This window comes from Micromonospora sp. NPDC057141 (genome assembly GCF_042670805.1).
In the GTDB taxonomy this organism is placed as follows: Bacteria; Actinomycetota; Actinomycetes; order Mycobacteriales; family Micromonosporaceae; genus Micromonospora.
The window spans coordinates 79,060-104,758 of record NZ_JBHUVA010000015.1 but is presented as its reverse complement, the minus strand read 5'-3'; the positions used below and the strand labels follow the sequence as shown (position 1 = coordinate 104,758).

The following is a 25,699-nucleotide window of genomic DNA, read 5'->3' as shown; positions in this document are numbered from 1 at the left end:
GCGCGCGCCCCGCGCGGTGGCCGACTGACGGCGGGTGGACGTCGCCGGGGGCCCGTGTCTATCCGCCCGGGGCCACCGGCGTCTCCGGCCACGGCCGGTGGAGCAGAGCACTGAGCGGTCGGCGGCCGCGCCGCCGCGCGACTCAGGAGTTGGGGCGCTTGCCGTGGTTCGCGCCGCTCTTCTTCCGGGCCTTCTTCTTGCGGGCCTTCTTCGCCATGCTGACCTCCTCGGTGCTGGTCGGTGTCCGCCGGCGGCAAGCGCGGCGGTGGTCGCGTACCGGTTGCCCGGTCACCCGGGGCCGACCCGCTGATGCTAGTGCGGCCCGCGGTGGCGGTGGTCCGCCGGGGCGGGCAGCGGCGGCCCCGGTTTCCGTCGACCGGCCCCGGTTCCGAGGGTCGGCGCGACGGGTATCGCATGCCGAGGGCCGCCGACACGCCCGCGACGGTCCGGCACGTGATTGGATACCGATCGCAGACACTGGCGGAAGAGGGAGGGCCGGGAGATGGCCGACGAGATCCGCGCCGAGATGGTGGCGAACGTGTGGAAGGTCGTCGCGTCGGCCGGGGACACCGTGTCCGAGGGGGACACGCTGGTGATCCTGGAGTCGATGAAGATGGAGATCCCTGTCGTCGCCGAGTCCGGCGGCGTCGTCCAGCAGCTCGCCGTCAACGAGGGCGACGTCGTGCAGGACGGTGACCTGATCGCGGTGATCGGTTGACCGGCCTGCGGGTTCGCCGGGCCGCCCCGGCCGACTTCGCGGCGGTGGCCCGGCTGACCGTGGCCGCGTACGAGGCCGACGGCCAGCTCAAGGGCGAGAACGGCTACGGGGTCGTGCTCGCCGACGTGGCGACCCGGGCGGAGACCGGCGACGTGCTGGTCGCCGTCGACGGGGCCACCGGCGAGGTGCTCGGTTCGGTCACGTTCGTGCTGCCCGGCACCCCGTACGCCGAACTCTCCGGCCCCGGCGAGGCGGAGTTCCGGATGCTGGCCGTGGACCCGGCGGCCCAGGGGCGGGGGGTCGGGGCGGCGCTGGCCGAGGCATGCCTGTCCCGAGCCGCCGCGCGGGGCTGCTCGGCGGTGGTGATCTGTGTGCGCGGCGGGCTCGCCGAGGCCGCCCACCGGCTCTACGAACGGCTGGGCTTCGTCCGCACGCCGGAGCGGGACTGGTCTCCGCTGCCCGGTGTGGAGCTGCTCGGCCTGCGGCGGGAGTTGCCCGGCCCGGGCTGACCCTGCCGCCGCGCGGGCTCGGCGCTCGGTGTGGGCTCGGCGCTCGGTGCGGGCTCGGCGGCTGGCGCGGCTCGGCTCTCCGCGCGGTTCAGCCTTCGGCGATGCGGGCGAGCAGCTCGTCGGCCACCTCCAGGGCGATCTTCCGCCGCTCGTCGTCGGTGACGTTCGGGGCGCGGATGACGAACCAGCTGCTGTGCACGGCGAACAGCGACACCGTGGCGCGCACCTGGGCGGCGGGCGACTCGTCGCCCCGGGCCAACGCGTCGGCCAGCCGGAACATCCGGTCGCGCAGCTGCTGCCCGGCGGCCAGGCTCTTGAGCGCGGTCTGGTTCTGCTCGAAGAAGCGCATCACCGAGGGCTGTTCGGTGGCGAACACGGTGTCGGCGTACCGGGCGATCAGTTCGCGTCGCGTCGCCAGCGTGGCCGGCTGCTCGTCGGACCAGGCGATCAGCGCGTCCATCCGGTCCAGCTGGTCCTCGACGAAGCTGCTGACGATCTCGTCCTTGCTCTTGAAGTGGTAGTAGAGGGCAGCCTTCGTGACGTCGAGCCGCTCGGCGATCTCGCGCAGCGAGGTCTTCTCGTAGCCCTGCTCGGTGAAGAGTTCGAGGGCCACGGCCTTGATGCGCTCCCGCGTGCCTGTGCTCTCTCTCACCCGAACCACCCAACTCGCTTGACGATCAGTTGTCCCTCAACTTACCGTGCGGCTAGTAAGGTGACTAGCCGGCCGGCAGGTAAGTCGGTCACATCCCGGGGGGAGCTTACCGATGAGTCAGGAAGTCGAGGGCGCGGAGCGGCGCCCCAACATCCGGGTCGTCCTCTTCGGTCTCATGACCGCGATGATGCTCGCGATGCTCGACAACATGATCGTCAGCACCGCGCTGCCGCGCATCGTCGGCGAGTTCGGCGGGGTGGACCACTTCACCTGGGTCGTCACCGCGTACGTGCTGGGCACCACCGTCTCCACCCCGATCTGGGGCAAGCTCGGCGACCTCTACGGCCGCAAGGCGGTCTTCCTGACCTCCGTGGGCATCTTCCTGGTCGGCTCCGCGCTGTGCGGCATGGCCGGCTCCGGGGTGTTCGGCGGTGCCGACAGCGGCATGATCGAGCTGATCGCCTTCCGGGCCGTCCAGGGCCTCGGCGCGGGCGGCCTGATGGTCGGTGTGATGGCGATCATCGGCGACCTGGTCCCGCCCCGGGAACGGGGCCGCTACCAGGGCATGATGGCCGGCATCATGGCGATCGCCATGGTCGCCGGGCCGCTGGTCGGCGGCTTCATCACCGACAACCTCTCGTGGCGCTGGGCGTTCTACGTCAACCTGCCGCTCGGCGGCGTCGCGCTGCTGGTGCTCGCCACCAGAATGCACCTGCCGAAGTACCGCACCGAGCACCGGATCGACTGGCTCGGCGCGGGGCTGCTCTCCGTCGGCATCACCGCGATCGTGCTGATCACCACCTGGGGCGGCAACTCCTACGACTGGGCCTCGCCGCAGATCCTCGGCCTGGCCGCGTTGGCCCTGGTGAGCCTGGTCGTGTTCGGCTTCGTCGAGCGCCGCGCGGCGGAGCCGATCCTGCCGCTGGGGCTGTTCGCCAACCGCAACTTCGCGTTGATCTCGGTGATCGGCTTCCTGCTCGGCTTCGCCATGTTCGGCGCGATGAACTTCCTCCCGCTCTACCAGCAGACCGTGCAGGGTGCCTCGGCCACCAACAGCGGCCTGCTGCTGCTCCCGCTGATGTTCGGCATGCTGGTGGTCTCGCTGGTGGTCGGCCGGGCGATCACCAGGACCGGCCGGTACCGGATCTTCCCGATCGTCGGCGGCGTGGTGATGACCGCTGGCCTGGCCCTGCTGACCCGGCTGGAACTGGACACCGGCAAGTTGGAGTCCTCGCTCTACATGATCGTCCTCGGCGTCGGAATGGGCTTCCTCATGCAGACCTCGATGCTGATCGCGCAGAACAGCGTCGAGCAGAAGGACCTCGGTGCGGCCAGCGGTGCGGCCACCTTCTTCCGTTCCATCGGCGGCTCGTTCGGCATCTCGCTGTTCGGCGCGATCTTCGCCAACCGGCTCGCCGACTCGCCCGCCGGGTCTGCGTTCAGCGGCGAGGGCGGCGAGGGCGGCCAGGTCGACCTCGACAAGCTCAGGGAGCTGCCGGCGCAGGCCCGGGAGCTGGTGCTCGGCGGTCTCGCCGACGCCGTCTCGCACGTCTTCTGGTGGGCGGTGCTGTTCACCGTCGGAGTGCCGGTGCTGGCCTGGTTCATCCGGGAGATCCCGCTGCGCTCGGCGAACGACGCCCCGCCGGCCCCCACTGGGGAGGACCAGGCCGAGCCGGCCCTGGGCAAGGCCCCGGCCGTCTGACCACCCACGGGTGCCCGCCTCGACCACCGGGGCGGGCGCCCCGGGTCGGCACCGCCTCCGGGCCGGCCTCAGCGTCGGCGGCGGGTGAGGCGGGCGAAGAGGCGGCGCAGCCGGCCCCGCCGGGCCGACCCGGCCGCCGGGCCGGAGATCAGCTCGCCGGCCAGCGCGGCCGTCGCCGGGTCGAGGGCCGGAGTCGCCAGCGCCAGGTACGCCAGCGAGACCGCGATCGGCACGCTCCGGTCCCGGGCCACAGCCGCCGCGTCGGCGAGCCGCTCGGCCACCACGCCGGCCACGTCCTTGCGGACCGAGGGGTCCACCCAGGCGGCGGTGACCAGGGCGAACAGGGCCGCCTCGGTGATCCAGTCCTCCACCCCCCAGACCAGCTCGACCAGCGTACGGCGGCGGGTGGAGGACGGCCACGGCTCGTCAGTGCGGTGGTGCAGCAGGCCCAGGCACGCCCACACCTGCACGCAGCGCACCCAGAGCGACGGGTCCTGCCCGGCCAGCACCCGGCCCAGCCCGGTCGCCGGGGCCGCGGGCGGGTGCACCAGCAGCCCGAGCAGATCGGGCAGGCCCAGCGTGGCCAGGCCGACCGCCGCGTCGTATGCCGCCGGTGGGTGCGGCCACGCCGGGTGGGCGAGCTGCCGGATGCGGTCCGCCGCCTCGGCCGAGGGCGCCGGCACCGCCGGTGCGGCGACGGTGCCGTCCCAGCGCCACAGCGGCCGGTCGGTGGCCCGGCGGGGCTCGCGCGGGTCCGGCTCGGCCACCTCCGCCACCTCGACCCGCAGGCCGGGTGCGGCCGCCGCCACGGTACGCAGCGCGCTCGGCGGCTCCAGCGTCTCCAGCCGTACGGTCGCGCCGAGGCCGTGCTGCTCGGCGGCCAGGGCGTGGCGCAGCACGGTGACCGCGGCCCCGGCGGCGGGGGTGACCTGCCCCAGCCACGGCCGGCTGCGGCAGCACTCGGCGAGGTCGCCGTGCTCGTGCGAGTCGTCGGGGTGGTCGCGGACGAAGTCGGCCAGCGCCACCAGGTGCGCCACGTCGCCGTCGCGCTGGAAACGCAGCCGGTGCGCGGTGTGCACGGCGCAGTCGAAGGCGGGATCCCGGGCGAGGGCCCGGTCGGTCCACTCCAGGGCCTCGTCGAGCCGGCCGGTGTCGGCCAACGTGCCGGCGATGTCGGCGTACACGGCGAGGTCGTCCGGGTCGTGGTCGACGGCCCGGCCGAGCGCGGCGAGGGCCTCGCGGGTGCGGCCGGCGCTGCGGTACGCGTACCCGAGCCAGACCTCGCCGAGCTTCGACGGGCGCGCGCGTACGCCCCGGCTGGCCCAGCGGATCGCCAGGGTGACTTCGCCGAGGCGCCGGGCCAGCGCGGACCCCGCGCCGAGCAGCAGGGCGTGCTCGGGGTGAACGGTGACCGCGTTGCGGGCCAGGGTGAGGTACGGCGTCAGGGGCGCCCGGTCGGCGCGCGGCACCGGGTCGGGCGTGGCGGCGCAGACCTGCATCAGCACCTGGGCGATGCCCTCCGGGTCGAGCCGTTCGGGCAGCTCGGGGGCTGTCACCCAGGGCACGCCGGCCCAGTCGGCGCTCCGGTCGTGCCCGGTGGCGGCGGCCAGCAGCTCCAGCCCCTCGGCGGGCCGCCCCGCTGCGGCGAGCAGGTGCGCCCGGGCCACCACGACGCCGATGAAGGCGCGCTGGTGCAGGGGGAACAGGTCGATGCCGCCGCCGCTGGCGGCGGCGAGCCGGGCCAGCGTCTCGTGCGCCTCGGGCAGGGTGGGCGACCGGGTCAGCGCGCCGGCGACGTGCCCGGCGGCGTGCGCCAGGTCGCCCTCGTCCAGCGCGAGCCGGGCCAGGGCCAGCTCCTCCCCCGCCGACAGCGGGGGATCGTCCCTTCCCTCGGACACGTGGGCCTCTCGGTCGTAGGTGCGGGTGGTTCGCCGGCGGATGCGTCCCCGCCCAGAGTGTCGCCGGGCCGCAAGCGTAGGTGATGTTGGCTCGGCTTGGTGATCCACTGCGCAATGCTGCTCGCAAGATTGTTCACATACGCCGAAACATGCAAGACTGAGCAGGAAACGCGCGGAAATCGCGCAGGGGAAGGGGTGTTCCGTGACGCGTGCAGGGGCCGGCATGGCCGCCGACATCTCCGAGCAGCCGGCCGGCTACGAGCGGCTGCTCTCCGCCGAGCACGCCGGGGCGATCGCCCGGGTGGCCGCCGTCGTCGCGCAGCGCCGCCCCCGGCACGTGGTCTTCACCGCCCGGGGCACCTCCGACCACGCCGCCCTCTATGCGGCGTACCTGACCGAGATCCGGCTCGGCCTGCCCGCCGGGCTCGCCTCGCCCAGCGCCGTGACCCTCTACGGCGCGCGCCCCGACCTGTCCGACGCGCTGGTCGTCGGGGTCAGCCAGAGCGGCGGCTCGCCCGACCTGACCGAGGTGCTGCGCGCCGCCCGCGCGTCCGGCGCGCTCACCCTCGCGGTGACCAACAACCCCGACTCGCCGCTGGCCGAGGTCGCCGAGCTGAGCGTCGACATCGTCGCCGGACACGAGCGGGCGGTGGCCGCCACCAAGACGTACACCGCCGAGCTGCTCGCCCTGCTGCTGCTCGTGGAGGGGGTCCGGGCCGGCGACGGGGCACTGCCCGCCGCCGAGCGCGCCGCGCTCGCCGCCCTGCCGGAGCTGGCCGCCCGCACCCTCGACGACCCCACCCCGGCCCAACTCGCGCCGCGCTACCGGTTCGCCGCCCAACTCGTCACCACCGGCCGGGGTTACGCGTACCCGACCGCCCGGGAGGCGGCGCTGAAGCTCATGGAGACCTCGTACCTGCCGGCGCTCGCCTTCTCCGGCGCCGACCTGCTGCACGGCCCGCTCGCGATGACCGACCCGGACGTCCCGGTGCTGGCCGTGGTCGGCTCCGGCCCCGGCGGCCGGTCGATGGGTGAGGTGCTGCCCCGGCTCGGCGAGCGCCGCGCCGACGTGGTCGTGGTCGGCTCGGCCGACGTCGAGGGGGCCACCCGGATGGCCGTCCCCGAGGTCGACGAGCGGTACGCCCCCCTGCTGGACATCCTGCCGTTGCAGCGCCTCGCGCTGGCCCTGGCCCTGGCCCGGGGCGAGGACCCGGACGCGCCGCGCGGCCTGAGGAAGGTCACCGCGACGATGTGAGCGCCGCCGGGCCCGCCGGCCGGAGGAGGTCAGCCGGGCGGGCAGCGGGACGGGCACCGGCCCGGCGTGGCACGCTGTGCAGCGTGTCCACGTTGCGCGACCTCGCCGAGGAGCACACCCAGCTCCGCCCCGCCGACATCGACCACCTGCACCGGATCGCCGGAGACTGGCAGCTCCTGTCCGACCTGTCCTTCGCCGACCTGCTGCTGTGGGTGCCGGTGGACCGCGACGGCACCTTCCTCTGCGTGGCCCAGGTCCGCCCGACCACCGCGCCCACCGCCTACCAGGACGACCAGGTGGGGCGGATCGTCGGCGGGCCCGAGGTGGCCCACCTGGAGGTCGCGTACGGCCAGGGCCGGATCTGGCGGGAGGGCGACCCGGTCTGGTATGGCGACGTGCCCGCCCGGCACGAGGCGATCCCGGTCCGGCTGCGCGCCGCCGACGGGGAGGCCGGCGAGGTGATCGCGGTGGTCGGCCGGGACACCAACCTCTCCACCGCCCGCACGCCCAGCCAGCTCGAACTGAACTACCTGACCACGGCCGACGACCTGGCCCAGATGATCGCCGACGGCACGTTCCCACCGCCCCGGCATCCGGGGGAGACCACGTCCGCGCCCCGGGTCGGCGACGGCCTGGTCCGGCTCGACGCCGGCGGCAAGGTCACCTACGCCAGCCCCAACGCCCAGTCCGCGTACCGGCGGCTCGGCTTCGCCGCCCACCTGGTGGGGGAGGACCTGGCCAAGCTGCACCGCCGGCTGGCCGGCGACCCCCTGGAGGGCACCGAGGCGGCGAACGGCATCCTCGCCGCGCTGCGCGGCGAGGGCCCGCCCCGCCGGGAGATCGACGCCCGGGGCGCGACCATGCTCACCCGGGCCCTGCCGCTGATGCCCGCCGGGGTGCCGATCGGCGCGCTGGTCCTGGTCCGCGACATCACCGAGGTACGCCGCCGCGACCGCGCCCTGATCACCAAGGACGCCACCATCCGGGAGATCCACCACCGGGTGAAGAACAACCTCCAGACCGTCGCCGCGCTGTTGCGCCTCCAGGCCCGCCGGGTCGCCATGCCGGAGGCCCGGGTCGCCCTGGAGGAGTCGGTACGCCGGGTCGCCTCCATCGCCCTGGTGCACGAGACCCTCTCCATGTCCAGCGACGAGGCGGTCGAGTTCGACGGCATCGTCGACCGGGTGGCCAGTGCGGCGACGGAGGTCGCGGCGACCGAGCAGACCGTCGGGATGCGCCGCCGGGGCAGCTTCGGCGTGCTGCCGGCCGAGATCGCCACCTCGCTGGTCATGGTCCTCAACGAGCTGCTGCTCAACGCCGTCGAGCACGGCTTCCCGCCGGCCGTCGAGTCCGGGTCCCCGCTTGCGGAGGCGGAGGGCGGCTCCGAGGCGGGCGGCGGGTCGGCGGCGGGTGCCCGGTCCGAGGTGGGCGGCGTCGGTGAGGTGGGCGGCGGCTCCGAGGTGGGTGGCGGGGGCGAGGTGGGCGGCGTCCTTCCGCCGGTTGCGCCCGGGGCCGCGTCGGCGGCGTCGCCCGAGGTGGTGGTGTCGGCGCACCGGTTCCGCAAGCAGCTGCACGTCACCGTCGCCGACAACGGGCGGGGCCTGCCGGCCGGGTTCGACGCCGAACGCGGCAGCCGGCTCGGGCTCCAGATCGTCCGGGCGCTGGTGACCGGGGAGCTGCGCGGCACCATCGAGCTGCGCAACGGTGCCGAGGGCGGCACCGAGGCGGTGCTGGTCGTCCCCCTCGTCCGCTCCTGACCCCGGGCGGCTTGATCAATTCCATGTCGGCGACATGGCGGCTTCCGGGCGGCGGGACACCGCCATGTCGCCGACATCATGCGGCACCTGGGGCCGGGGCGGGCTCAGCGGGTGAGCAGCGCCACGGTCAGGCCGGGGCGCGGCCAGACCCGCTCGACGGCGAAACCGTCGCGTAGGGCGGTCCCCTTCGCGTCGGGCACCGCGTCGACCGGGTCCGCCCGCCGCCCGGCGACCACCAGCCAGACCCGCCGCGCCCCGGCCAGGCAGGCGGCGGGGTCCGGGCACTCGTCGGCCCAGTAGTCGCCGCGCGCGTCGCGGTCCCGGACGACCAGCGCGTCCCGGGGTTGCCGGTCGCCGAGGTGGTAGCGGATGCCGACGTCCGGGAACAGCCAGCCCTCCCGGGGCGAGAAGACGATCACGTCGCCGGGCCGGCGTTCCTCGTCGACCACCCGGGCCGCCCCCCGGTAGTCGACCAGCGCGCCGCGCGGCCACTCGTGGCTGCGCCGCAGCCCCACCTGGTCGGGCAGGCCGAGCAGGCCGGCGAGGAGCACCACCGCCAGTGCCCCGGGCAGCGCCACCATGGCCAGTGCCGCCCCGGCCAGCAGGCAGGCGAACGGGACGGCGAAGAACAGGTAGCGCGGCACCCACAGCGGCACGGCCAGCCCGGCCAGGAAGAGCAGGGTCACCGGCAGGGCCAAGCAGGCGGCGGGGAGCAGCCCGGCCCGGCCCGACCGGGCGGCACCGAGGGCGGCCAGGCCCAGCAGCAGCCCGCCGACCGCGCCGCTCTGGGCCAGCGCGCCGGGCAGGGCGGTCAGATCGGCGAGGCGCGCCTGGTCCACCCAGTCGAGCTGCCGGCCCCGCTGGCCCACCGCCAGCAGCACCAGGGGGGTCAGCGCCACCGCCGCCGGCAGGAGCGCGAGCAGCCAGCCCCACAGCGGCCGGCGCGCCCGGCGGCCGGCGGACCGGTGGCGACCGACCGGCTCGGTGGTGCCGGGGCCGACCGGCTCGGTGGTGCCGGGCGCGGCCCGGTCGGTGGTACCGGTGGCGGCCGGGTCGGTGGCGCCGGGAGCCGTGCGGTGAGTGGCCAGCACGGCTGCCGCGTGGGCGGCGAGCAGGGTGAGGGCGACCAGGTGGGCCAGACCGAGGGCGGCGACGGCGGCGGCGTACCCGGCCCAGCGCCGCCAACCGGGCCGGTCCAGCGCCCGGACCAGCAGCAGCGTCGCCAGCACCGCGAAGAGGGCGACGAACGCGTACGGTCGGGCCTCCTGGGCGTACCGGGAGGTACCGGGCAGGGACGCGAACAGCAGCCCACCGGCCAGGCCGGCCCGCCGCCCGAGCAGCCGCGCGCCGAGCGCGGCGGCCAGCCCAGCCGCGCCCGCCGTGGCCAGCACCGACGGCGCCCGAAGCGCGGCGGGCGAGTCCCCGCAGAGCGCCACCCAGCCGTGCATGAACAGGTAGTACGGCCAGCTGGCGGCGTCGATGGTGCCTGCCATCCGGGCCAGGTCGCCCAGCGGTCGGGTGGCGGCGCTCCAGGTGGCCAGCTCGTCCCGCCACGGCTGGGCCGAGCCGATCCCCACGCCGGTGACGGCCAGCGTCGCCAGGGTCGGCCACAGCCAGACCGCGCCGAGCCAACCCGGCAAATGCCGCTTTCCGGGCGAGCTGTCCACGAGGCCGAGCCTGCCACACCCGGCCCCACCCGCGTGAGCTGAGCGACACCGGTCGATCTCGCAGGATCGCGCACGAACCCGGAAGCGACCCGGAAGCGGTGGCATCCCGCGCCGAGAAGGGACGCTTTCCCTGTTCGAGCACGATCTCGGCCCGGAAGCGCATCGGCGGCCCGTGATGTGGGATCACACCCGCGGCCATTGGTAGGTGCATGGCGGGTGTGCGAGCATGGTCGCATGCTTGCCGCTGTCGTCCGTCGCTTCGTGGCCCGTCGCCACGTCGACTACGGCCGCGTGCGCAGCGCCATCTGTCCGGCCCACTGACGACGCCCGACCAATCGTCTCGGGCGCGTAGTCGCGCCGGCCGTCCGACACCGTAGTCCACGGCCCGTCCCACGGGCCGGCCGCGCGCGCCCGCATCCTGAGGCACAGCAGACAACGGAGGACGCCGCGATGGCGGTCAGCAGCACCCCCGCCCGGCCCGAGGCACCCACGGCACCCGTCGCGCGGGCGCCCCGCCGCCCCCGTGGGGAGGGCCAGTGGGCGCTCGGCCACCGCGAGCCGCTCAACGCCAACGAGCGGATCAAGAAGGACGACGACCCCCTCAACGTCCGGGACCGGATCGAGAACATCTACGCCCACCGGGGCTTCGCCTCGATCGACCCGCAGGACCTGCGCGGTCGGTTCCGCTGGTGGGGCCTCTACACCCAGCGCAAGGCCGGCATCGACGGCGGACGCACCGCCGTGCTGGAGCCGCACGAGCTGGAGGACGAGTTCTTCATGCTCCGCGTCCGGGTCGACGGCGGCCAGCTCACCCTGGACCAGCTTCGGGTGGTCGCGGACATCTCCCGGGAGTTCGCCCGGGACACCGCCGACATCACCGATCGGCAGAACATCCAGTACCACTGGATCCGGGTCGAGGACATGCCGGAGATCTGGCGCCGGCTGGAGTCGGTGGGCCTACAGACCACCGAGGCGTGCGGCGACTGCCCGCGCATCGTGCTCGGCAGCCCGGTCGCTGGGGTGGCCGAGGCCGAGCTGCTCGACCCGACCCCGGCGCTCGACGAGATCGTCCGGCGGTACGTCGGCGACAAGCGCTTCTCCAACCTGCCCCGCAAGTTCAAGACGTCGATCTCCTGGCTGGTGGACACCCCGTACGAGGCGAACGACATCGCCTTCCTGGGCGTCGACCACCCGGAGCACGGCCCCGGCTTCGACGTCTGGGTCGGCGGCGGCCTCTCCACCAACCCGATGCTGGCCAAGCGGCTCGGCGTCTGGGTGCCGCTGGCCGAGGTGCCGGACATCTGGGCCGGTGTGGTCGGCATCTTCCGCGACTACGGCTACCGCCGGCTGCGCAACCGGGCCCGGCTGAAGTTCCTCGTCGCCGACTGGGGCGTGGAGAAGTTCCGCGAGGTGCTGGAGAAGGAATACCTGGGCCGCACCCTGCTCGACGGGCCCGCCCCGGAGCTGCCCGCCAAGCCGGTCGACCACATCGGCGTGCACCGCCAGCGCGACGGGCGCGCCTACGTCGGGGCCGCCCCGGTGGTGGGCCGGGTCTCCGGCACGCAGCTCGCCCGGCTCGCCGACGTGGTCGAGGCGCACGGCAGCGGCCGGGTGCGGCTCACCCCGTACCAGAAGCTCCTGGTCCTGGACGTGCCCCCGGAGCGGACCAACTCGCTGGTGGCCGAGCTGAGCGCGATCGGCCTTCAGGCCCGGCCGTCGGCCTGGCGGCGCGGCACGATGGCCTGCACCGGCATCGAGTTCTGCAAGCTGGCCATCGTCGAGACCAAGGCGCGCGGCGAGGAGCTGGTGGCCCGGCTGGAGGAGCGGCTGCGCGACTTCGACGCGGACATCTCCATCCACCTCAACGGCTGCCCGAACGCCTGCGCCCGCACCCAGGTCGCCGACATCGGCCTCAAGGGCCAGCTCGTGGTCGGCCCCGACGGCCGCCAGGTCGAGGGCTTCCAGGTGCACCTGGGCGGCGGCCTGGGCATGGCGCAGGGCCAGACCGCCGGCTTCGGCCGCAAGCTGCGCGGCCTTAAGACCACTGCCGACGAGCTTCCGGAGTACGTGGAACGGCTCGCCCGCCGCTACCTGGCGAGCCGGACCGAGGGCGAGTCCTTCGCCAACTGGGTGATCAGGGTCGACGAGGAAGAACTCCGATGAGCGAGCGAAGCGAGGTGTCATGAGCGGGACCCGTTCAGCGCCGCTGTACTGCCCGTACTGCGGCGAGGAGGACCTGCGGCCGAGCGAGGCCGGGCACGGCGCGTGGGAGTGCCACGCCTGCGCCCGGGTGTTCACGGTGAAGTTCACCGGCCTGCTGACCCGGGCGGTGACCCGGTGAGCGCCCTGGTCTCGGCGGCCACCCTCGGGCTGGTCGGCCCCGGCGGCCCGCCGCCCGCCGACCCGGCTCGGCGGAGCCCGCAGGAGCTGCGGGCGCTGGCCGAGCGGGCCGGCCGGGAGCTGGAGGGCGCGCCGGCGCTGGAGGTCGCCCGCTGGGCGGCCGACACGTTCGGCGACCGCTTCTGCGTGACCAGCTCGATGGCGGACGCCGTGCTCGCCCACCTGGTTTCCCGGGTCGCGCCCGGGGTGGACGTGGTCTTCCTCGACACCGGCCTGCACTTCCCGGAGACGCTGCGGGTCCGCGACGAGGTGGCCCGTCGGCTGCCCGTCAACGTCCGGTCGATCCGGCCCCGGCTCACCGTCGGCCAGCAGGACGGCGAGTACGGCCCCCGGCTGTTCAACCGGTCGCCGGACGACTGCTGCCAGCTGCGTAAGGTCGAGCCGCTGGAGCGGGCGCTGGCCGGGTACGACGCCTGGGCCGCCGGGCTGCGCCGTGACGAGTCGCCGACCCGGGCCAACACGCCGGTGGTGACGTTCGACGCCCGCCGGGGCAGGGTGAAGGTGAACCCGATCGCCGCCTGGAAACAGGCCGACGTGGACGCCTACATCGCCCGGCACGAACTCCCGGTCAACGAGCTGTTCAAGCGCGGCTACGGCTCGATCGGCTGCTGGCCCTGCACCCGCCGGACGAAGGCGGGGGAGGACCCCCGGGCCGGTCGCTGGGCGATGTTCGAGAAGACCGAGTGCGGGCTGCACCTCTGACCGTGTCCCGGCCCCCGGTGCCGGCGATCGCGGCCGGCGACCCGGTGGTCCTGGTGGCGCACGGCAGCCGGGATCCCCGGGCGGCCGAGGCGACCCGGGCGCTGGCCCGGGCGGTCTCGGCCGCCCGGCCCGGCGTCGCCGTGTCGGCGAGTTGGCTGGACCACACGGACCCGGGGCCGACGGAGGTGCTGCGGTCGCTGGCGGCGGCGGGGCATCCCCGGGCGGTGCTGGTGCCGCTGCTGCTCACCGCCGCGTACCACCGGCGGGTGGACATCCCGGCGGCGGTCGCGGCGGCCCGGGGGGCGGGGCCACCGATCGACGTACGTGTCTCCGACGTGCTCGGCCCGGCCGACGGCGTGGTCGACGGCGCGCTGCTGGCCGGGCTGCGGCGGCGGCTGGCGGAAGTGGAGCCCGGCCGGTTCGACGCGCTGGTGCTCGCCGCCGCCGGCACGCGGGATCCCCGGGCCCGGGGATCGGTGGGCCGGGTCGCGGCGGCGCTCGGCGCGCAACTCGGGATGCCCTGCCGGGTGTCGTACGCCTCGGCGGCCCTGCCGGACGCGGGCGCGGCGGTGCGCCGGCTGCGCGCGACGGGGGCCCGGCGGGTGGCCGTGTCGGCTTACTTCCTGGCCCCGGGGCTCTTCCACGACGCCGTGCTGGCGGGGGCGCGGGCGGCCGGCGCGGTGGCGGTGTCCGGGCCGCTCACCGCCGCCCCGGAGCTGGCCGATCTGGTGCTGCGCCGGGCGGACGCCGCCCCAACGGAGTGAGCGGACGGCCACGGCGCGCGGTGGGCGTGCCGGGGGCGGTGGGCTGAGGTGCGTGGTGGGCTGACGGGCGTGGTGGGCTGAGGGCCGGCACAGCAGAACGCCCCGACAGGGTTGCCCTGTCGGGGCGTGGAGCTGTGGTGCGGTCGTAGGTCAGGCGGAGTGAGCGCGCAGCACCCGGAGGCCACCGCGACGCTTGACGGCGCGCCGCTCCTCCTCGCTCATCCCGCCCCAGACGCCAGCGTCCTGACCGGACTCAAGTGCCCACTGGAGGCACTGGTCGGTCACGGAGCAGCGCCGGCAGACGGCCTTGGCCTGCTCGACCTGCAGGAGAGCCGGACCGGACGTCCCGATCGGGAAGAACAGCTCCGGGTCCTCGTCGCGGCAGACAGCATGGTGACGCCAGTCCATGGCGGCAACACTCCTCATTCTGGATGGGTGGCAGATATTGCTTTGGTGCTTTTCCTTTATGCATCCGCACGCCGATGGTCACGGTTCGCATCCATCATTTTGGCGCTGCGTGAGCAGGCTCTGGTAGCCACTGGGACCTGCTGGAACAGCTCAACACAATGAGCATGTCCAGGCAATGTCCCGGTAACTCAAGTTCGCTTGTGAATACTTTCACGAACTCACGCAATGTCAAGGGTGGCGCTCGGAAAAACTCCGAGCGGTGAGCAAGCTCACGACCCCTTTGTCTGGTTTGCAGGGAGTCCTGGTTACCCGGCGTACCACAGTCGAGGATCAATATAGTACAGTCTGCGGGATATTGCTGACATTTCCGGCACCTCGCCCTCGGTGTGGCGGCCATCGCATCGACTGCGGTGGGGGACCGCGCTCGACCAAGGGCAGTACCCGAGATCTAGCAGATTACTCTCAGTGCGGCCGGAACGGATGCGAATCTGACTTTCTCCCGCTCCCCGAGATAGTCCCCGTCGAGCTGGAAAGCCTGAGGACGGCTCGCGACCAGGGTGAACTCGGCCAGGTCGTGCAGCTGCAGCACCTGACGCCCCCGAGGATTCGGCGTGTGGGAGAAGAACTGGGTCACCGTGCGTGCAGTGCTGGCCACGCGGAGCTGTCGCATGGCCAGCACGTCGAGCCCGAGGTCGAAGGACGCCGCCGGATTCGGGTTGATCTCCCGCTCCCCCAGGTACGTCCAGGGCGCGGTGTTCTGGATGATGACCGTGGCCAACTCACCCTCGGTAGCCTCGCCGGGTCGCTCCAGTGAGATCGTCGGGTGGCGGCGGTCCGAGCCGAGGAAGTACTGGTTGACCGTGGAGCGCAGATAGAGCGCCGGCGTGGAGACCCGGCCGCGCCGGCGGGCCTGCTCCACCCGGTGGATCACCGCCGCGTCGAGGCCGAAGCCGGCGCAGAAGGTGAAGTAGCGGTCGTCGGCCCGGCCCAGCCCGATCGTCCGGGACCGCCCGAGCCGCAGCCCCTCCAGGATCATGCTGGTGCCCTCCGGCCACTCCCGGGGCAGGCCGAGCGCGCGGGCGAACACGTTCGTGGAGCCCCCGGGGACGGTGGCCAGCGCCGGCAGCCGCTCGGCGAGGCTGCCCCCGGTGCGGATCGTCGGGGGCTCGGCTGTCATCAGGCCGTTGACCACCTCGTTCACCGTGCCGTCGCCGCCGAGCGTCACCACCAGGTCGACGCCCTCCTCGGCCGCCTCCCGGGCGAGGTCCATGGCGTGGCCCCGACGGCGGGTGTACCGCACCGACAGGTCGACTTCGCTGCGCAGCGCCCGGACCAGGACGTCCCGGCTGCGCTCGCTGGTGGTGGTGGCCTTCGGATTGACCACCAGGACGGCCCGCATGGGCGGCACTGTACCGCGCCCCACCACCGGTATCGTGTCGCGCGTGACCATCGACTCGGACCAGAACCCGACCACGCTGCGCTGGGCGGTCCGGTTGCTCCGGGCGGAGGCGGTCGCCCTCGGCCTGGTCGCCGTCTGGCTCGTCTGGGCCGACCTCACCGCCACCACCACCGACCTGCCGTCGGCGCTACTGGTGACCGCGTTCGCCCTCGGCGGCGCGGCCGCCCTCTGGGCGCTCGGCGGGGCACTCGGCCGGCTCCGGGTCGGGGCCCGCGCCCCGGCGATCGTCCTGCAACTCATGCTGCTGCCGGTCGGGTGGTACATGATCCAGGGCGGGATCGGCTGGCTCGGCGTGCCGCTGATGGCGCTCGGCCTCGGCGTCAGCGCGCTGCTCGTCAGCCCGCCGACCACCCGGGCCCTCGGCCTGACCTGAGCCGGGCGGCTCGGGCTGCGCGCGGGCCGCCGGGGTGGGGGCTGCGCGCGGTGGGGTCAGTAGCCAGCGCGGCGGGTCAGCAGGGAGATGGTGGCCCGGCCGTTCGACGTGCTCGCCGAGGCGGCCGTGGTGAGGGCCGTCAGCACCTTCCAGGCGAACGACGACTCGGAGGGGAGCGTCGCCCCGCGCACGGTCGGCACGGTCACCTCGACGGTCAGTGCGTCCTCCGTCACCTGGAACCGACACTCCAACTCGGCGTCGCGGGTGGCGATCGCGAGGAGCATGGCGCACGCCTCGTCCACGGCGATCCGCAGGTCCTCGATCTCGTCGAGGGCGAACTGGAGACGGGCGGCGAGGCCGGCCGTGGCGGTGCGGAGCACGCCGAGGTAACCGCCGTCGGCAGGCACCGTGAGGTGCACGACGTCGTCGTCGGCGGCTGGCTGGCCGGTCAGTTGAGTCACGCCTCATCCCCCCGGTGGGGGACTCTACCCCGTCAGGCCGACGGACGCGTGGGCGCGGCGCTCGCCGGCGACGACGGGTCTGTCGCGAGAGCGGTCAGGGCCGGCCCCGTCAGCCGGTACGGCACCCATTCCTGGAGCGGGGACGCGCCGATCGAGGCGTAGAAGCGGGCGGCCGGATTCCAGTGCAGCATCCACCAGTCGAGCCGTCGGTAGCCCCGCTCGACGCAGATGGCGGCCAGGGCGGCCAGCAGTCGCCGGCCCGCGCCGGTGCCCCGCGCCTCGGGGCGGACGTAGAGGTCCTCCAGGTAGATGCCGTGAACACCGGCCCAGGTGGAGAAGTTGAGGAACCACAGCGCGAAGCCGAGTGGCCGGTCGACCTCGTCGACGGCCACGTGACCGAAGAGCGCGGGCGCCGGGCCGAACAGGGCCTCGGTGAGCTGCCCGACGGCCAGGTGGCACTCGTCGGCGGCCCGTTCGTACTCGGCCAGCTCGTGCACCATGGCGACGACGGCCGGCACGTCCTCGGGACGCGCCGGCCGTACGGTCGGTGTGAACCCGGGGGTCACGCCTGCTTGGTCTCCCAGAAGATCTTCGAGATCTCGTCGATCTTCGACAGCAGCTCCTCGGCCTTGGCCGGGTCGACGCTGCCCTTGGCGCCGCTGGCACCCGCGAGCTTGGTGGCCTCGTTGAACAGGGTGTGCAGGTTCGGGTACTTCTCGAAGTGCGCCGGCTTGAAGTAGTCCGTCCACAGCACCCACAGGTGGTGCTTGACCAGCTCGGCGCGCTGCTCCTTGATGATCAGCGCCCGGGTGCGGAACTCGGGGTCGGTGTTCGCCTGGTACTTCTCGGCGATCGCCTTGACCGACTCGGCCTCGATCCGGGCCTGGGCCGGGTCGTAGACGCCGCAGGGCAGGTCGCAGTGGGCGCTGGCGGTGACGCTCGGCATGAGGATGCGCGGAAGTCGCATCGGGATCCTCCATGGGAAGTTTGCGATGATCCAAGACGACATTACTCCTGGAGACGCTCCCCAGCCGGGCGGAGGTGAAACCGGTGCCCGCCGACACCCCCCGGCCCGCCGACCGGCTGCGGGGGCTGCTCGTCGCCGTACTGGTGACCGGCCCGTCGATGGCACCCACCCTGCGCCACGGTGACGCCGTGCTGGTGCGGCGCGGGGGCCGCCCGATCCGCCCGGGCGACGTCGTGGTCGCGGTCTTCCGCAGCCGCCCGGACCTGCTGGTGGTCAAGCGCGCGGTCCGTCCCGCCGACGGCGGCTGGTGGGTACGCGGCGACAACGAGCTGGTCACCGACGACTCCCGGGTGTACGGCGTGGCCGACGTGCACGGCCGCGTGGTGGCCCGCTACTGGCCCCGGCCGGGTCGCCTGCGCCGCACCTCCGGCTACCCGCGAGTATGACCCTACTCACATCCGAGTTGTGCTCCCGACACTATGCTCGGCAGGTATCCGGGTGACCCCCGCACCATGCCGCCGCCGTTGGCCGCCTCACCTCGCGCTGGCGCGGTCGCCTCGTCTGCCCGACAGATCCTGGAGTCACCATGTCTTCGTCCACCGTGGACCCCGCTGATCCCGTCTTCCAACTGCACGTCGGCGGCAAGATGGCCGTCGCCTCCACCGTTCCACTGACCAGCCGCGAAGACCTCTCCCTCGCGTACACACCGGGGGTCGCCCGGGTGTGCGAGGCGATCGCCGCCGACCCGGCGCTGGCCGCCGACTACACCTGGGTCGCGAACACCGTCGCCGTCGTCACCGACGGGTCGGCCGTACTCGGGCTGGGCAACATCGGCCCGCGCGCGGCGTTGCCGGTGATGGAGGGCAAGGCGGTGCTGTTCAAGCAGTTCGGCGGCGTCGACGCGGTGCCGGTCTGCCTGGACACCCAGGACGTGGACGAGATCGTCGCCGTGGTGCAGGCCCTCGCCCCCTCGTTCGGCGGGATCAACCTGGAGGACATCAGCGCGCCGCGCTGCTTCGAGGTGGAGCGCCGACTCGACGAGGCGCTGCCCATCCCGGTCTTCCACGACGACCAGCACGGCACGGCGATCGTCGTGCTCGCCGCGCTGCGCAACGCGGCCACCCTGCTGCACCGCAAGCTCGGCGACCTGCGGGTGGCGGTCAGCGGCGCGGGGGCGGCCGGGGTGGCGGTCACCCGGATGCTCATCGCCGGGGGCGTCGACCCGGCCCGGGTGGTGGTCTGCGACTCGAAGGGGATCATCGGCCGGCACCGCACCGACCTCACCGGCACCAAGGCGGACCTCGCGGCCGACACCAACGCCGACGGCCGCCGCGGCGACATCACCGAGGCGCTGCGCGACGCCGACGTGCTCGTCGGCGTCTCCGGCGGCGAGATCCCCGAGACGGCGGTGGCCGGGATGGCCCCCGGCGGGATCGTCTTCGCCCTGGCCAACCCGACGCCCGAGGTGCACCCCGAGGTGGCGGCCCGGCACGTCGCCGTCGTCGCCACCGGCCGCAGCGACTACCCCAACCAGATCAACAACGTGCTGGCCTTCCCCGGGGTGTTCCGGGGTGCGCTGGACGCCCGGGCCACCCGGATCACCGACGGGATGAAGGTGGCCGCCGCCGACGCGATCGCCGGGGTGGTGGCCGAGACACTCACCGCCGACGCGATCGTGCCGTCCCCGCTGGACCCGCGGGTCGCCCCCGCGGTGGCCGAGGCTGTCGCCGAGGCCGCCCGCCGCGACGGCGTCGCCCGCGCCTGAAGTGCAAGGAGGGGCCCCTGTCAACGCATTCGGTATAGCAGGGGCCCCTTCTTAACACCCCCACTCCTTGTTACGGTGCGGATCATGCGTGCCGCCTTCGCCTCGAGCCTCGACGCCGACAACCCGCTCGCCGCGCTGACCGTCGGCGAGCAGCCCGAGCCGGCCCACCCCGAAGACGACTGGGTGACCGTGCAGGTGCGGGCCAGCTCGATCAACCACCACGACCTGTGGTCGCTGCGCGGCGTCGGCCTCGGCGCGGACCGGCTGCCGATGATCCTCGGCTGCGACGCCGTCGCAACGGCCCCGGACGGCACCGAGGTGGTGGTCTTCCCGCTGGTCGTCGACCCGGGTGACCCGCGCGGGATGTCCATCCTCTCCGAGCACTTCCCCGGCACCTTCGCCGAGCGGGTGGCCGTACCCCGAATGAACCTGCTGCCCCTGCCGGCCGGAGTGTCCGCGACGGACGCCGCCTGCCTGCCCACCGCGTGGCTCACCGCCTGGCGGATGCTGACCACCAAGGGCCGGGTCGAGGAGGCCGACGCCGTGCTGGTCCAGGGCGCGGGCGGCGGCGTCGCGACGGCGGCCGTCGCGCTCGCCGTCGCGCTCGGCAAGCGGGTGTACGCGACCAGCCGCGACGCCGGCAAGCGGGAGCGGATCGCGGAGCTGGGGGCGACCGCGCTGGAGCCCGGCGCCAGGCTGCCCGAGCGGGTCGACGTGGTGATCGAGACGGTCGGCGCGGCCACCTTCGACCACTCCCTGAAGTCGGCCGCGCCGATGGCCCGGATCGTGGTCTCCGGGGCGACCGCCGGGTACGAGCCGAAGGTCAACCTGCGGCGGGTCTTCGCCATGCAACTGGAGATCCTCGGCACCTCGATGGGCACGCCGGGGGAGCTGACCGAGCTGCTGTCGTTCTGCGCCGAGCACGAGGTGCGGCCGGTGGTGGACAGCGTGGTGCCGTTCAGCCGGATCGGGGAGGCGTTCGCCCGGCTGCACTCCGGCGAGGCCTTCGGCAAGATCGTCATCGATCACACGGCGTGAGCGACCGTTCCACCCCTCACAGCCGGTCGTCGAGGGTGGCGAGGCCGCCGCGGGTGGCCTCGTCCGGCAGCCGGCGCTTGGCCGCCGCGTCCCCGTACAGCGTCCAGCGCAGGAACTCGACGCAGGTGTCCGAGACCACCCGCAGGGCGGCGCCGTCGGTGAGCAGGGCCCGCCCGTGGTCGCCCTTCGGCAGGCTCAGCATCGCCTTGGGCCAGGGCACCTTGTCGTACGCCGCCTTGCCCGAGGCGTAGCCGACCACCTCGTCGGCCTCGCCGTGCACGAACAGCTGCGGCGCGGCGGCCCCCGCGAAGGCGGTGCCCACGCCCAGCCCGGTGCCGGCGAAGACCACCCCGGCGTCCAGCCGGTCGTCCCGGCCGGCGGTGAACAGGCCGATCGTGGTCACCCCGCCCGCCGAGTGCCCCGCCGCCGCCACCCGGTCGGTGGCGAGCCGGCTGCGCAGCGGGTCGCCCGCCTTCGCGTCCAGGGCGAGCACCCGGGTCAGCGCGTACGAGACGTCGGCTGGCTGGTTGAGCACGTCCAGCACGTTGGTGTCGGTGCCCCGAGCGGTGTGCGGGAAGGCCGGCGCGGCCACCACGAACCCGGCCGCCGCCCAGCGGGTGAGCAGGGTTTCGTAGTCGTCGGGCCGCCCGTTGAGGCCGTGGCTGAACATCACCACGGGGAATCGGCCGGTCGCGGCGGTCGCGGACCGCTGCGGCGTCCCGCCGGCCGCGCCCCGGGCCGGGTACCAGATGGTCACCGGCAGCGGGCGGTCGCCGTCGCGGTTGAGCTTGAGTTGACGTACGCCGACCGCGAAGCTCTCGCGCGGCGCGCTGCCGGCGGGTACGCGCGGGGCCGGGGTGGTCGCCTTCGGCGGCTGAGCCGGGGCGGCCTCGCGCCAGGCGGGTTCCGCGCCGCCCGAGCAGCCGGCCAGGCCGGCTGCGAGCAGGGCGGTGGCCAGCAGGGCGGCGGTACGTCGGCGGCACATGAATCCGATTGTGCCTCGCGGGATGCTGTCGCCGGCGCGCATCGCACCACAGGTCAGGGTGCGGTCACCCCGGGCGACGGCAGCGGCGCCGGCGGGTCTGTGACCAGCGGACCCGGGCAGCGGCGTCCCGGCCCACGGCCCGGCGCCCACCACCACCCGCCCCACCGCGCTGCGGCCCAGGTAGCCGACGCTCAGCTCCACGTCGTCGCGGACGAGTTCGAGCTGCACGTCGACCGGCAGCCGGGGGTCGACCCGCCAGCCCTGCTCGCCCAGCGCGGCGGCCAGCCGGTCGGCGTCGCCGCGCCAGCAGTACCAGTCGACGTCGACGTGCGGCCGGGTCACCTCGCCGAGGACGAAGTCCATCGCCCACCCGCCCCGCAACCACAGCTCGACCCCGGCCGACCGGGCCACCGTGACCGTCTCGGCGACCGCCGCGAGCTGCCGCCCGGTTCGCCCGTGCCCGTCCACGCTGCGACGGTAGCGCGCCCCCGCGTCCGCGCGTGTTAGGAAGGGGCCCTTCCTATAAAGAAAGCGTCAACAGGGGGCCCTTCCTTGCCGGCCCCGCCGTCCGGACCGGTGGGCGACGCCACCCGGTCGGGGCGGCTCCGCCGATCCGGTGGTCCTGCGGCGTGCCGCCCGGCCGGGGGCGCGCGGGGTGGACCGCCTTGGCTAGGGTCTGGCCATGTCTGACAAGTACGTGGATCCGAGCGGCAACACAGAGCAGTTCCGGGCGTTCGCCCACGCGCCGGAGGCGGCCGCGCCGTCCGCCCCGGCGTCCCGGGTTCCGCTGGTCGCCGGCATCGCGGTGGCCGTGGTGCTGCTGGCGGCCGTCGTCGCCTGGCTGGCGCTGGGCTGAAGCCGGCTGAAACCGGGTTGGGCTGGGCTGCCTCAGCCCGCCGTGGCGGCCTCGGCCACGGCGCGGGCCTCGCGGGCGATCTCGCGTTCCTCGTCGGTGCCGATGACGCAGACGGCGACCTCCGCGCCCGCAGGGGAGATCACCCGGTCGCCTTCGCCGTCGTTGCGCGCCGGGTCGACGGCGATGCCGAGCCGGTCCAGGCCGGCCAGCGCGGCGGCCCGCACCGGTGCCGCGTGTTCGCCCACCCCGGCGGTGAAGGTGACCGCGTCCACCCGGCCGAGCAGGGCGTAGTACGCCCCGACGTACCCCGTGATCCGGCGGGTGTAGACGTCGAAGGCGAGCGCGGCGGCCGGGTCACCGGCGGCGCGGCGGGCCAGCACCTCGCGCATGTCGTTGACCCCGGCGAGGCCGAGCAGGCCGCTGCGGTGGTTGAGCAGGTCGTCGATCTCGTCGACGCCCATGCCGGCCTCGCGCCGCAGGTGGAAGACGACCGTCGGGTCGAGGTCGCCGCTGCGGGTGCCCATCACGAGGCCCTCCAGCGGGGACATCCCCATCGAGGTGGCCACGCTACGCCCGCCGGCCACCGCGCAGGCGCTCGCGCCGTTGCCCAGGTGCAGGGTGATCGTGTTCAGCTCCGCGTACGGCCGGCCCAGCAGCTCGGCGGTGCGCCGCGAGACGTACGCGTGGGAGGTGCCGTGGAAGCCGTACCGGCGGATGTCGTACCGCTGGGCGGTGTCCCGGTCGATCGCGTAGGTGGCGGCGGCCTCGGGCAGCGTGTGGTGGAACGCGGTGTCGAAGACGGCGACCTGCGGCACGCCGGGCAGCGCCTCGCGGGCGACCCGGATGCCGGCCAGGTTGGCCGGGTTGTGCAGCGGGGCGAGCGGCACCAGTTCCTCGATGGCGGCGAACACGGCGTCGTCGACCAGCACCGGCTCGGTGAAGCGCCGCCCGCCGTGCACCACCCGGTGCCCGACGGCGGCCAGCCCGGCCAGCCCGTCCGGGCCGAGCCGGTCGAGGATCTCCCGGACGGCCGTCTCATGGTCGGCCGTCCCGCCGCCGGGCTCGCCGACCCGCTCGACGGTGCCCTTCGCCAGCACCTCGTCGCCGGCGTAGAGGCGGTACTTCACCGACGACGAGCCGCAGTTGAGGACGAGCACCCGACTCATGACGACTCCTCGGCGGCGGCCTGGATGGCGGTGATGGCGACGGTGTTGACGATGTCGGGGACGGTCGCGCCCCGGGACAGGTCGTTGACGGGGCGGCGCAGGCCCTGCATGACCGGGCCGACGGCCACCGCCCCGGCCGAGCGCTGCACCGCCTTGTACGTGTTGTTGCCCGTGTTCAGGTCGGGGAAGATGAACACGGTGGCCCGCCCGGCGACCGCGCTGTCGGGCAACTTGGTGGCCGCGACGTGCGGGTCGATCGCCGCGTCGTACTGGATGGGGCCCTCGACCAGCAGCTCCGGCCGCCGCTCGCGGACGAGCCGGGTGGCAGCGGCGACCTTCTCCACGTCGGCCCCGGCCCCCGAGTCCCCGGTGGAGTAGGACAGCATCGCCACCCGGGGTTCGATGCCGAAGCGGGCGGCGGTGTCGGCCGAGGAGATGGCGATGTCGGCGAGCTGGGCGGCGTCCGGGTCGGGGTTGACGGCGCAGTCGCCGTAGACGAGCACCCGGTCGGCGAGCAGCATGAAGAAGACGCTGGAGGCCACCGACACCCCCGGCACCGTGCGGATGATCTCGAACGCGGGGCGGATGGTGGCGGCGGTGGTGTGGGTGGCCCCGGAGACCATCCCGTCGGCGTGCCCGGTGTGCACCATCATCGTGCCGAAGTAGTTCGGCTGGGCCACGACGTCGTGGGCCAGCTCGGCGGTCATGCCCCGGTGGGCGCGCAGCTTCGCGTACGCCTCGGCGAACTCGTCGCGCCACGGGCTGGTCGTCGGGTCGACGACGGCCGCCCCGGCGATGTCGATGCCGAGTTCCCGGGTGCGCCGGGCGATGTCGTCGGGGCGGCCGAGCAGGGTCAGGTCGGCCACGCCCCGGCGCAGCAGGATCTCCGCCGCGCGCAGGATCCGCTCTTCCGCCCCCTCGGGCAGCACCAGGCTGCGGCGGGTGGACCGGGCGCGGTCGATCAGGTCGTACTCGAACATCAGCGGGGTGACCCGCTCGGAGCGGCTGACCCGCAGCCGGCGGGCCAGGTCGACGGTGTCCACGCAGTTCTCGAACGCGCCGAGCGCGGCCTCGACCTTGCGCGGGTGGGCCATGCTGGGCCGACCCTCGATCCGGCTGGACGCGGCGACCGTGTCGTAGCTGTCGGTGCGCACCGAGAGCACCGCGAGCCCGGTGTTGAGCCCCTCTACCAGGCGCATCGCCCTCGGGTCGGGCCGCTCGCCGAGGGTGAGCACCAGCCCGGCCACGGAGACCTGGCCGGCGACGTGCGCGGCGCTGGCCGCGACCAGCAGGTCCGCCCGGTCGGCTGGGGTGATCACCAGCGCACCCTCGGTGAGGTGGTCCAGCAGCGTCGGCACGTGCGCCGCGCCGACGACGTAGTCGAGCACGTCGCGGCCGAGGGCGGCGTCGTCGCCGGCCAGCAGGGTCGCGCCGAGCGCCGCCGCCACCTCGGCCACCGTCGGCGCCGACACGGTCGGCACCTCCGGGATCGCGTACGCGGGGACGGGCAGGTCGGGCAGCGTCATCGGCCCGGGCACCCGGTTGGCGATCACCGCCAGCACCGTCGCGCCGAGGTCCACCAGATCGTGGTACGCCCCGCGCGCCGCCGCCGCGATGGCCTCTGGCGCCTGCCCGAAGCCGTCGACGACGGGCACCACGACGCTGCCGAACTCGGTGGCCAGCCGGGCGTTGAACGCCAGCTCGCGGGGGCCCGCCCCGTCGCCGCCGTCGGTGAAGTCGCTGCCCACCACGACCACCGCCGGGCAGCGCCGCTCGACGTCGCGGTACCGCTCGACGATCCGGGAGATCAGCTCCTCCCGCCGGCCGTCGGCGACCAGCGCGCCCGCTTCGGCGTAGGTGCAGCCGTGCAGCTCGTCGACCGGCATCTCGATGCGGTAGCGCTCGGTGAGCAGGGCGAGGATCTGGTCGGGCCCCCGGCCGGGGACGAGCGGCCGGAATGCGCCGATCCGTTCGACCTGCCGGGAGAGCAGCTCGGCGAGGCCGAGCGCGATGGTCGACTTGCCCCCACCGGAGCCGACGCTGGTCAGATACACGCTCCGGGCCACGCCCCCACGCTACAAGATCGCGCCACCCCCCCGCCCCGGGGCCTGGACCCCGGGGGGGCGGGGGGGGGGGGGGCCGGGCGGGCAAAGTGGTGGGGGTGGGGGGGGCGGGGGGGCCCCGTGGGGAAGCGCGC

The 25,699-nt window shown here is 74.3% G+C and carries 25 protein-coding genes and 3 pseudogenes; 15 read left to right on the top strand and 13 right to left on the bottom strand.

Annotated features, from left to right (window positions below; genetic code table 11):
* Positions 1–142 precede the first annotated feature (142 nt).
* A complete protein-coding gene (locus ACFT41_RS12050) occupies positions 143–217 on the bottom strand; it encodes a 50S ribosomal protein bL37 (protein WP_369700219.1) in 75 nt (24 codons plus the stop codon).
* 285 nt (positions 218–502) lie between these two features.
* Here ACFT41_RS12050 and ACFT41_RS12045 point away from each other — a divergent pair, with 285 nt between their 5' ends.
* Entirely contained in the window at positions 503–718 is a 216-nt protein-coding gene (locus ACFT41_RS12045; RefSeq protein ID WP_377587756.1) for a biotin/lipoyl-binding carrier protein, read from the top strand.
* The gene (locus tag ACFT41_RS12040; RefSeq protein WP_377587757.1) at positions 715–1,227 is read left to right on the top strand and encodes a GNAT family N-acetyltransferase; all 513 of its coding nucleotides are present in this window, start codon (positions 715–717) and stop codon (positions 1,225–1,227) included. Before ACFT41_RS12045 ends, ACFT41_RS12040 begins: the two co-directional genes overlap by 4 nt.
* 88 nt (positions 1,228–1,315) lie before the next feature.
* Here the strand turns inward: ACFT41_RS12040 and ACFT41_RS12035 are convergent, their stop codons facing one another.
* A complete protein-coding gene (locus ACFT41_RS12035) occupies positions 1,316–1,879 on the bottom strand; it encodes a TetR/AcrR family transcriptional regulator (protein ID WP_377587758.1) in 564 nt (187 codons plus the stop codon).
* A 112-nt stretch (positions 1,880–1,991) separates the two neighbouring features.
* Between ACFT41_RS12035 and ACFT41_RS12030 the strand changes: the two genes are divergently transcribed.
* Positions 1,992–3,581, top strand: a complete 1,590-nt coding sequence (locus ACFT41_RS12030) for an MDR family MFS transporter (RefSeq protein ID WP_377587759.1) — start codon at positions 1,992–1,994, stop codon at positions 3,579–3,581.
* Between the two features lie 68 nt (positions 3,582–3,649).
* Here the strand turns inward: ACFT41_RS12030 and ACFT41_RS12025 are convergent, their stop codons facing one another.
* The gene (locus ACFT41_RS12025) at positions 3,650–5,479 is read right to left on the bottom strand and encodes a tetratricopeptide repeat protein (RefSeq protein WP_377587760.1); all 1,830 of its coding nucleotides are present in this window, start codon (positions 5,477–5,479) and stop codon (positions 3,650–3,652) included.
* A 223-nt stretch (positions 5,480–5,702) separates the two neighbouring features.
* Here ACFT41_RS12025 and ACFT41_RS12020 point away from each other — a divergent pair, with 223 nt between their 5' ends.
* The 3 genes and pseudogenes from ACFT41_RS12020 to ACFT41_RS12010 form a co-directional block, all read left to right on the top strand.
* Positions 5,703–6,734, top strand: coding sequence for an SIS domain-containing protein (locus tag ACFT41_RS12020; protein WP_377587778.1), 1,032 nt, complete (start codon positions 5,703–5,705; stop codon positions 6,732–6,734).
* A gap of 83 nt (positions 6,735–6,817) precedes the next feature.
* A pseudogene (locus ACFT41_RS12015) lies at positions 6,818–8,137 on the top strand (histidine kinase N-terminal domain-containing protein); the annotation flags it as partial.
* A gap of 108 nt (positions 8,138–8,245) precedes the next feature.
* Positions 8,246–8,491: pseudogene (locus ACFT41_RS12010) on the top strand (ATP-binding protein); the annotation flags it as partial.
* Positions 8,492–8,595: 104 nt separating this feature from the next.
* Here the strand turns inward: ACFT41_RS12010 and ACFT41_RS12005 are convergent.
* Positions 8,596–10,263, bottom strand: a complete 1,668-nt coding sequence (locus ACFT41_RS12005) for a glycosyltransferase family 39 protein (RefSeq protein WP_377587761.1) — start codon at positions 10,261–10,263, stop codon at positions 8,596–8,598.
* A 345-nt stretch (positions 10,264–10,608) separates the two neighbouring features.
* Between ACFT41_RS12005 and ACFT41_RS12000 the strand changes: the two genes are divergently transcribed.
* The 4 genes from ACFT41_RS12000 to ACFT41_RS11985 are packed head-to-tail and all read left to right on the top strand — an operon-like array spanning position 10,609 to position 14,024.
* A complete protein-coding gene (locus ACFT41_RS12000; RefSeq protein ID WP_377587762.1) occupies positions 10,609–12,321 on the top strand; it encodes a nitrite/sulfite reductase in 1,713 nt (570 codons plus the stop codon).
* A 19-nt stretch (positions 12,322–12,340) separates the two neighbouring features.
* Positions 12,341–12,499: a hypothetical protein gene (locus ACFT41_RS11995; protein WP_377587763.1), complete on the top strand. Its 159-nt coding sequence runs from the start codon at positions 12,341–12,343 to the stop codon at positions 12,497–12,499.
* A complete protein-coding gene (locus ACFT41_RS11990; RefSeq protein ID WP_377587764.1) occupies positions 12,496–13,260 on the top strand; it encodes a phosphoadenylyl-sulfate reductase in 765 nt (254 codons plus the stop codon). The genes ACFT41_RS11995 and ACFT41_RS11990 overlap by 4 nt, the downstream gene beginning before the upstream one ends.
* A gap of 2 nt (positions 13,261–13,262) precedes the next feature.
* On the top strand, positions 13,263–14,024 hold the full coding sequence (locus ACFT41_RS11985) for a sirohydrochlorin chelatase (RefSeq protein ID WP_377587779.1): 762 nt from the start codon (positions 13,263–13,265) through the stop codon (positions 14,022–14,024).
* Positions 14,025–14,174: 150 nt separating this feature from the next.
* Here ACFT41_RS11985 and ACFT41_RS11980 read toward each other — a convergent pair whose 3' ends face one another.
* Both ACFT41_RS11980 and ACFT41_RS11975 read right to left on the bottom strand, forming a co-directional pair.
* Positions 14,175–14,432: a WhiB family transcriptional regulator gene (locus tag ACFT41_RS11980; RefSeq protein ID WP_007072794.1), complete on the bottom strand. Its 258-nt coding sequence runs from the start codon at positions 14,430–14,432 to the stop codon at positions 14,175–14,177.
* Positions 14,433–14,880: 448 nt separating this feature from the next.
* A complete protein-coding gene (locus tag ACFT41_RS11975; RefSeq protein ID WP_377587765.1) occupies positions 14,881–15,831 on the bottom strand; it encodes a diacylglycerol/lipid kinase family protein in 951 nt (316 codons plus the stop codon).
* On the opposite strand from ACFT41_RS11975, the gene ACFT41_RS11970 reads away from it, so the two are divergent.
* Complete coding sequence (locus tag ACFT41_RS11970; protein WP_377587766.1) at positions 15,830–16,264, top strand: hypothetical protein; 435 nt, start codon at positions 15,830–15,832, stop codon at positions 16,262–16,264. The two genes, ACFT41_RS11975 and ACFT41_RS11970, sit on opposite strands and share 2 nt — an antisense overlap.
* Positions 16,265–16,320: 56 nt before the next feature.
* Here ACFT41_RS11970 and ACFT41_RS11965 read toward each other — a convergent pair whose 3' ends face one another.
* Genes ACFT41_RS11965 through sodN form a run of 3 tightly spaced genes read right to left on the bottom strand, consistent with a single transcriptional unit; the run spans position 16,321 to position 17,692 of the window.
* Positions 16,321–16,725, bottom strand: coding sequence for an ATP-binding protein (locus tag ACFT41_RS11965; RefSeq protein ID WP_377587767.1), 405 nt, complete (start codon positions 16,723–16,725; stop codon positions 16,321–16,323).
* A gap of 32 nt (positions 16,726–16,757) precedes the next feature.
* Positions 16,758–17,291 (bottom strand): GNAT family N-acetyltransferase, encoded by a 534-nt coding sequence (locus ACFT41_RS11960; RefSeq protein ID WP_377587768.1) that lies wholly within the window; start codon positions 17,289–17,291, stop codon positions 16,758–16,760.
* Positions 17,288–17,692 (bottom strand): superoxide dismutase, Ni, encoded by a 405-nt coding sequence (sodN, locus tag ACFT41_RS11955; protein WP_377587769.1) that lies wholly within the window; start codon positions 17,690–17,692, stop codon positions 17,288–17,290. The genes ACFT41_RS11960 and sodN overlap by 4 nt, the downstream gene beginning before the upstream one ends.
* An 83-nt stretch (positions 17,693–17,775) precedes the next feature.
* Between sodN and ACFT41_RS11950 the strand changes: the two genes are divergently transcribed.
* The 3 genes from ACFT41_RS11950 (at position 17,776) to ACFT41_RS11940 (ending at position 20,495) form a co-directional block, all read left to right on the top strand.
* Positions 17,776–18,138 carry a S24/S26 family peptidase gene (locus tag ACFT41_RS11950; protein ID WP_377587770.1) on the top strand — a complete coding sequence of 121 codons (363 nt, stop codon included), beginning with the start codon at positions 17,776–17,778 and terminating at the stop codon, positions 18,136–18,138.
* A gap of 140 nt (positions 18,139–18,278) precedes the next feature.
* On the top strand, positions 18,279–19,457 hold the full coding sequence (locus ACFT41_RS11945; protein ID WP_377587771.1) for an NADP-dependent malic enzyme: 1,179 nt from the start codon (positions 18,279–18,281) through the stop codon (positions 19,455–19,457).
* A 75-nt stretch (positions 19,458–19,532) separates the two neighbouring features.
* Positions 19,533–20,495 carry a zinc-binding dehydrogenase gene (locus ACFT41_RS11940; protein WP_377587772.1) on the top strand — a complete coding sequence of 321 codons (963 nt, stop codon included), beginning with the start codon at positions 19,533–19,535 and terminating at the stop codon, positions 20,493–20,495.
* 16 nt (positions 20,496–20,511) lie between these two features.
* Here the strand turns inward: ACFT41_RS11940 and ACFT41_RS11935 are convergent, their stop codons facing one another.
* Both ACFT41_RS11935 and ACFT41_RS11930 read right to left on the bottom strand, forming a co-directional pair.
* A complete protein-coding gene (locus ACFT41_RS11935) occupies positions 20,512–21,480 on the bottom strand; it encodes an alpha/beta hydrolase family protein (protein ID WP_377587780.1) in 969 nt (322 codons plus the stop codon).
* A 258-nt stretch (positions 21,481–21,738) separates the two neighbouring features.
* Positions 21,739–21,891: pseudogene (locus ACFT41_RS11930) on the bottom strand (nucleotidyltransferase domain-containing protein); the annotation flags it as partial.
* A 271-nt stretch (positions 21,892–22,162) separates the two neighbouring features.
* Between ACFT41_RS11930 and ACFT41_RS11925 the strand changes: the two are divergent.
* Positions 22,163–22,336, top strand: coding sequence for a hypothetical protein (locus tag ACFT41_RS11925; RefSeq protein WP_377587773.1), 174 nt, complete (start codon positions 22,163–22,165; stop codon positions 22,334–22,336).
* Positions 22,337–22,368: 32 nt separating this feature from the next.
* Here ACFT41_RS11925 and ACFT41_RS11920 read toward each other — a convergent pair whose 3' ends face one another.
* Both ACFT41_RS11920 and pta read right to left on the bottom strand, forming a co-directional pair.
* A complete protein-coding gene (locus tag ACFT41_RS11920) occupies positions 22,369–23,502 on the bottom strand; it encodes an acetate/propionate family kinase (RefSeq protein ID WP_377587774.1) in 1,134 nt (377 codons plus the stop codon).
* A complete protein-coding gene (gene pta / locus ACFT41_RS11915) occupies positions 23,499–25,568 on the bottom strand; it encodes a phosphate acetyltransferase (protein WP_377587775.1) in 2,070 nt (689 codons plus the stop codon). Before pta ends, ACFT41_RS11920 begins: the two co-directional genes overlap by 4 nt.
* Positions 25,569–25,699: the final 131 nt, after the last annotated feature.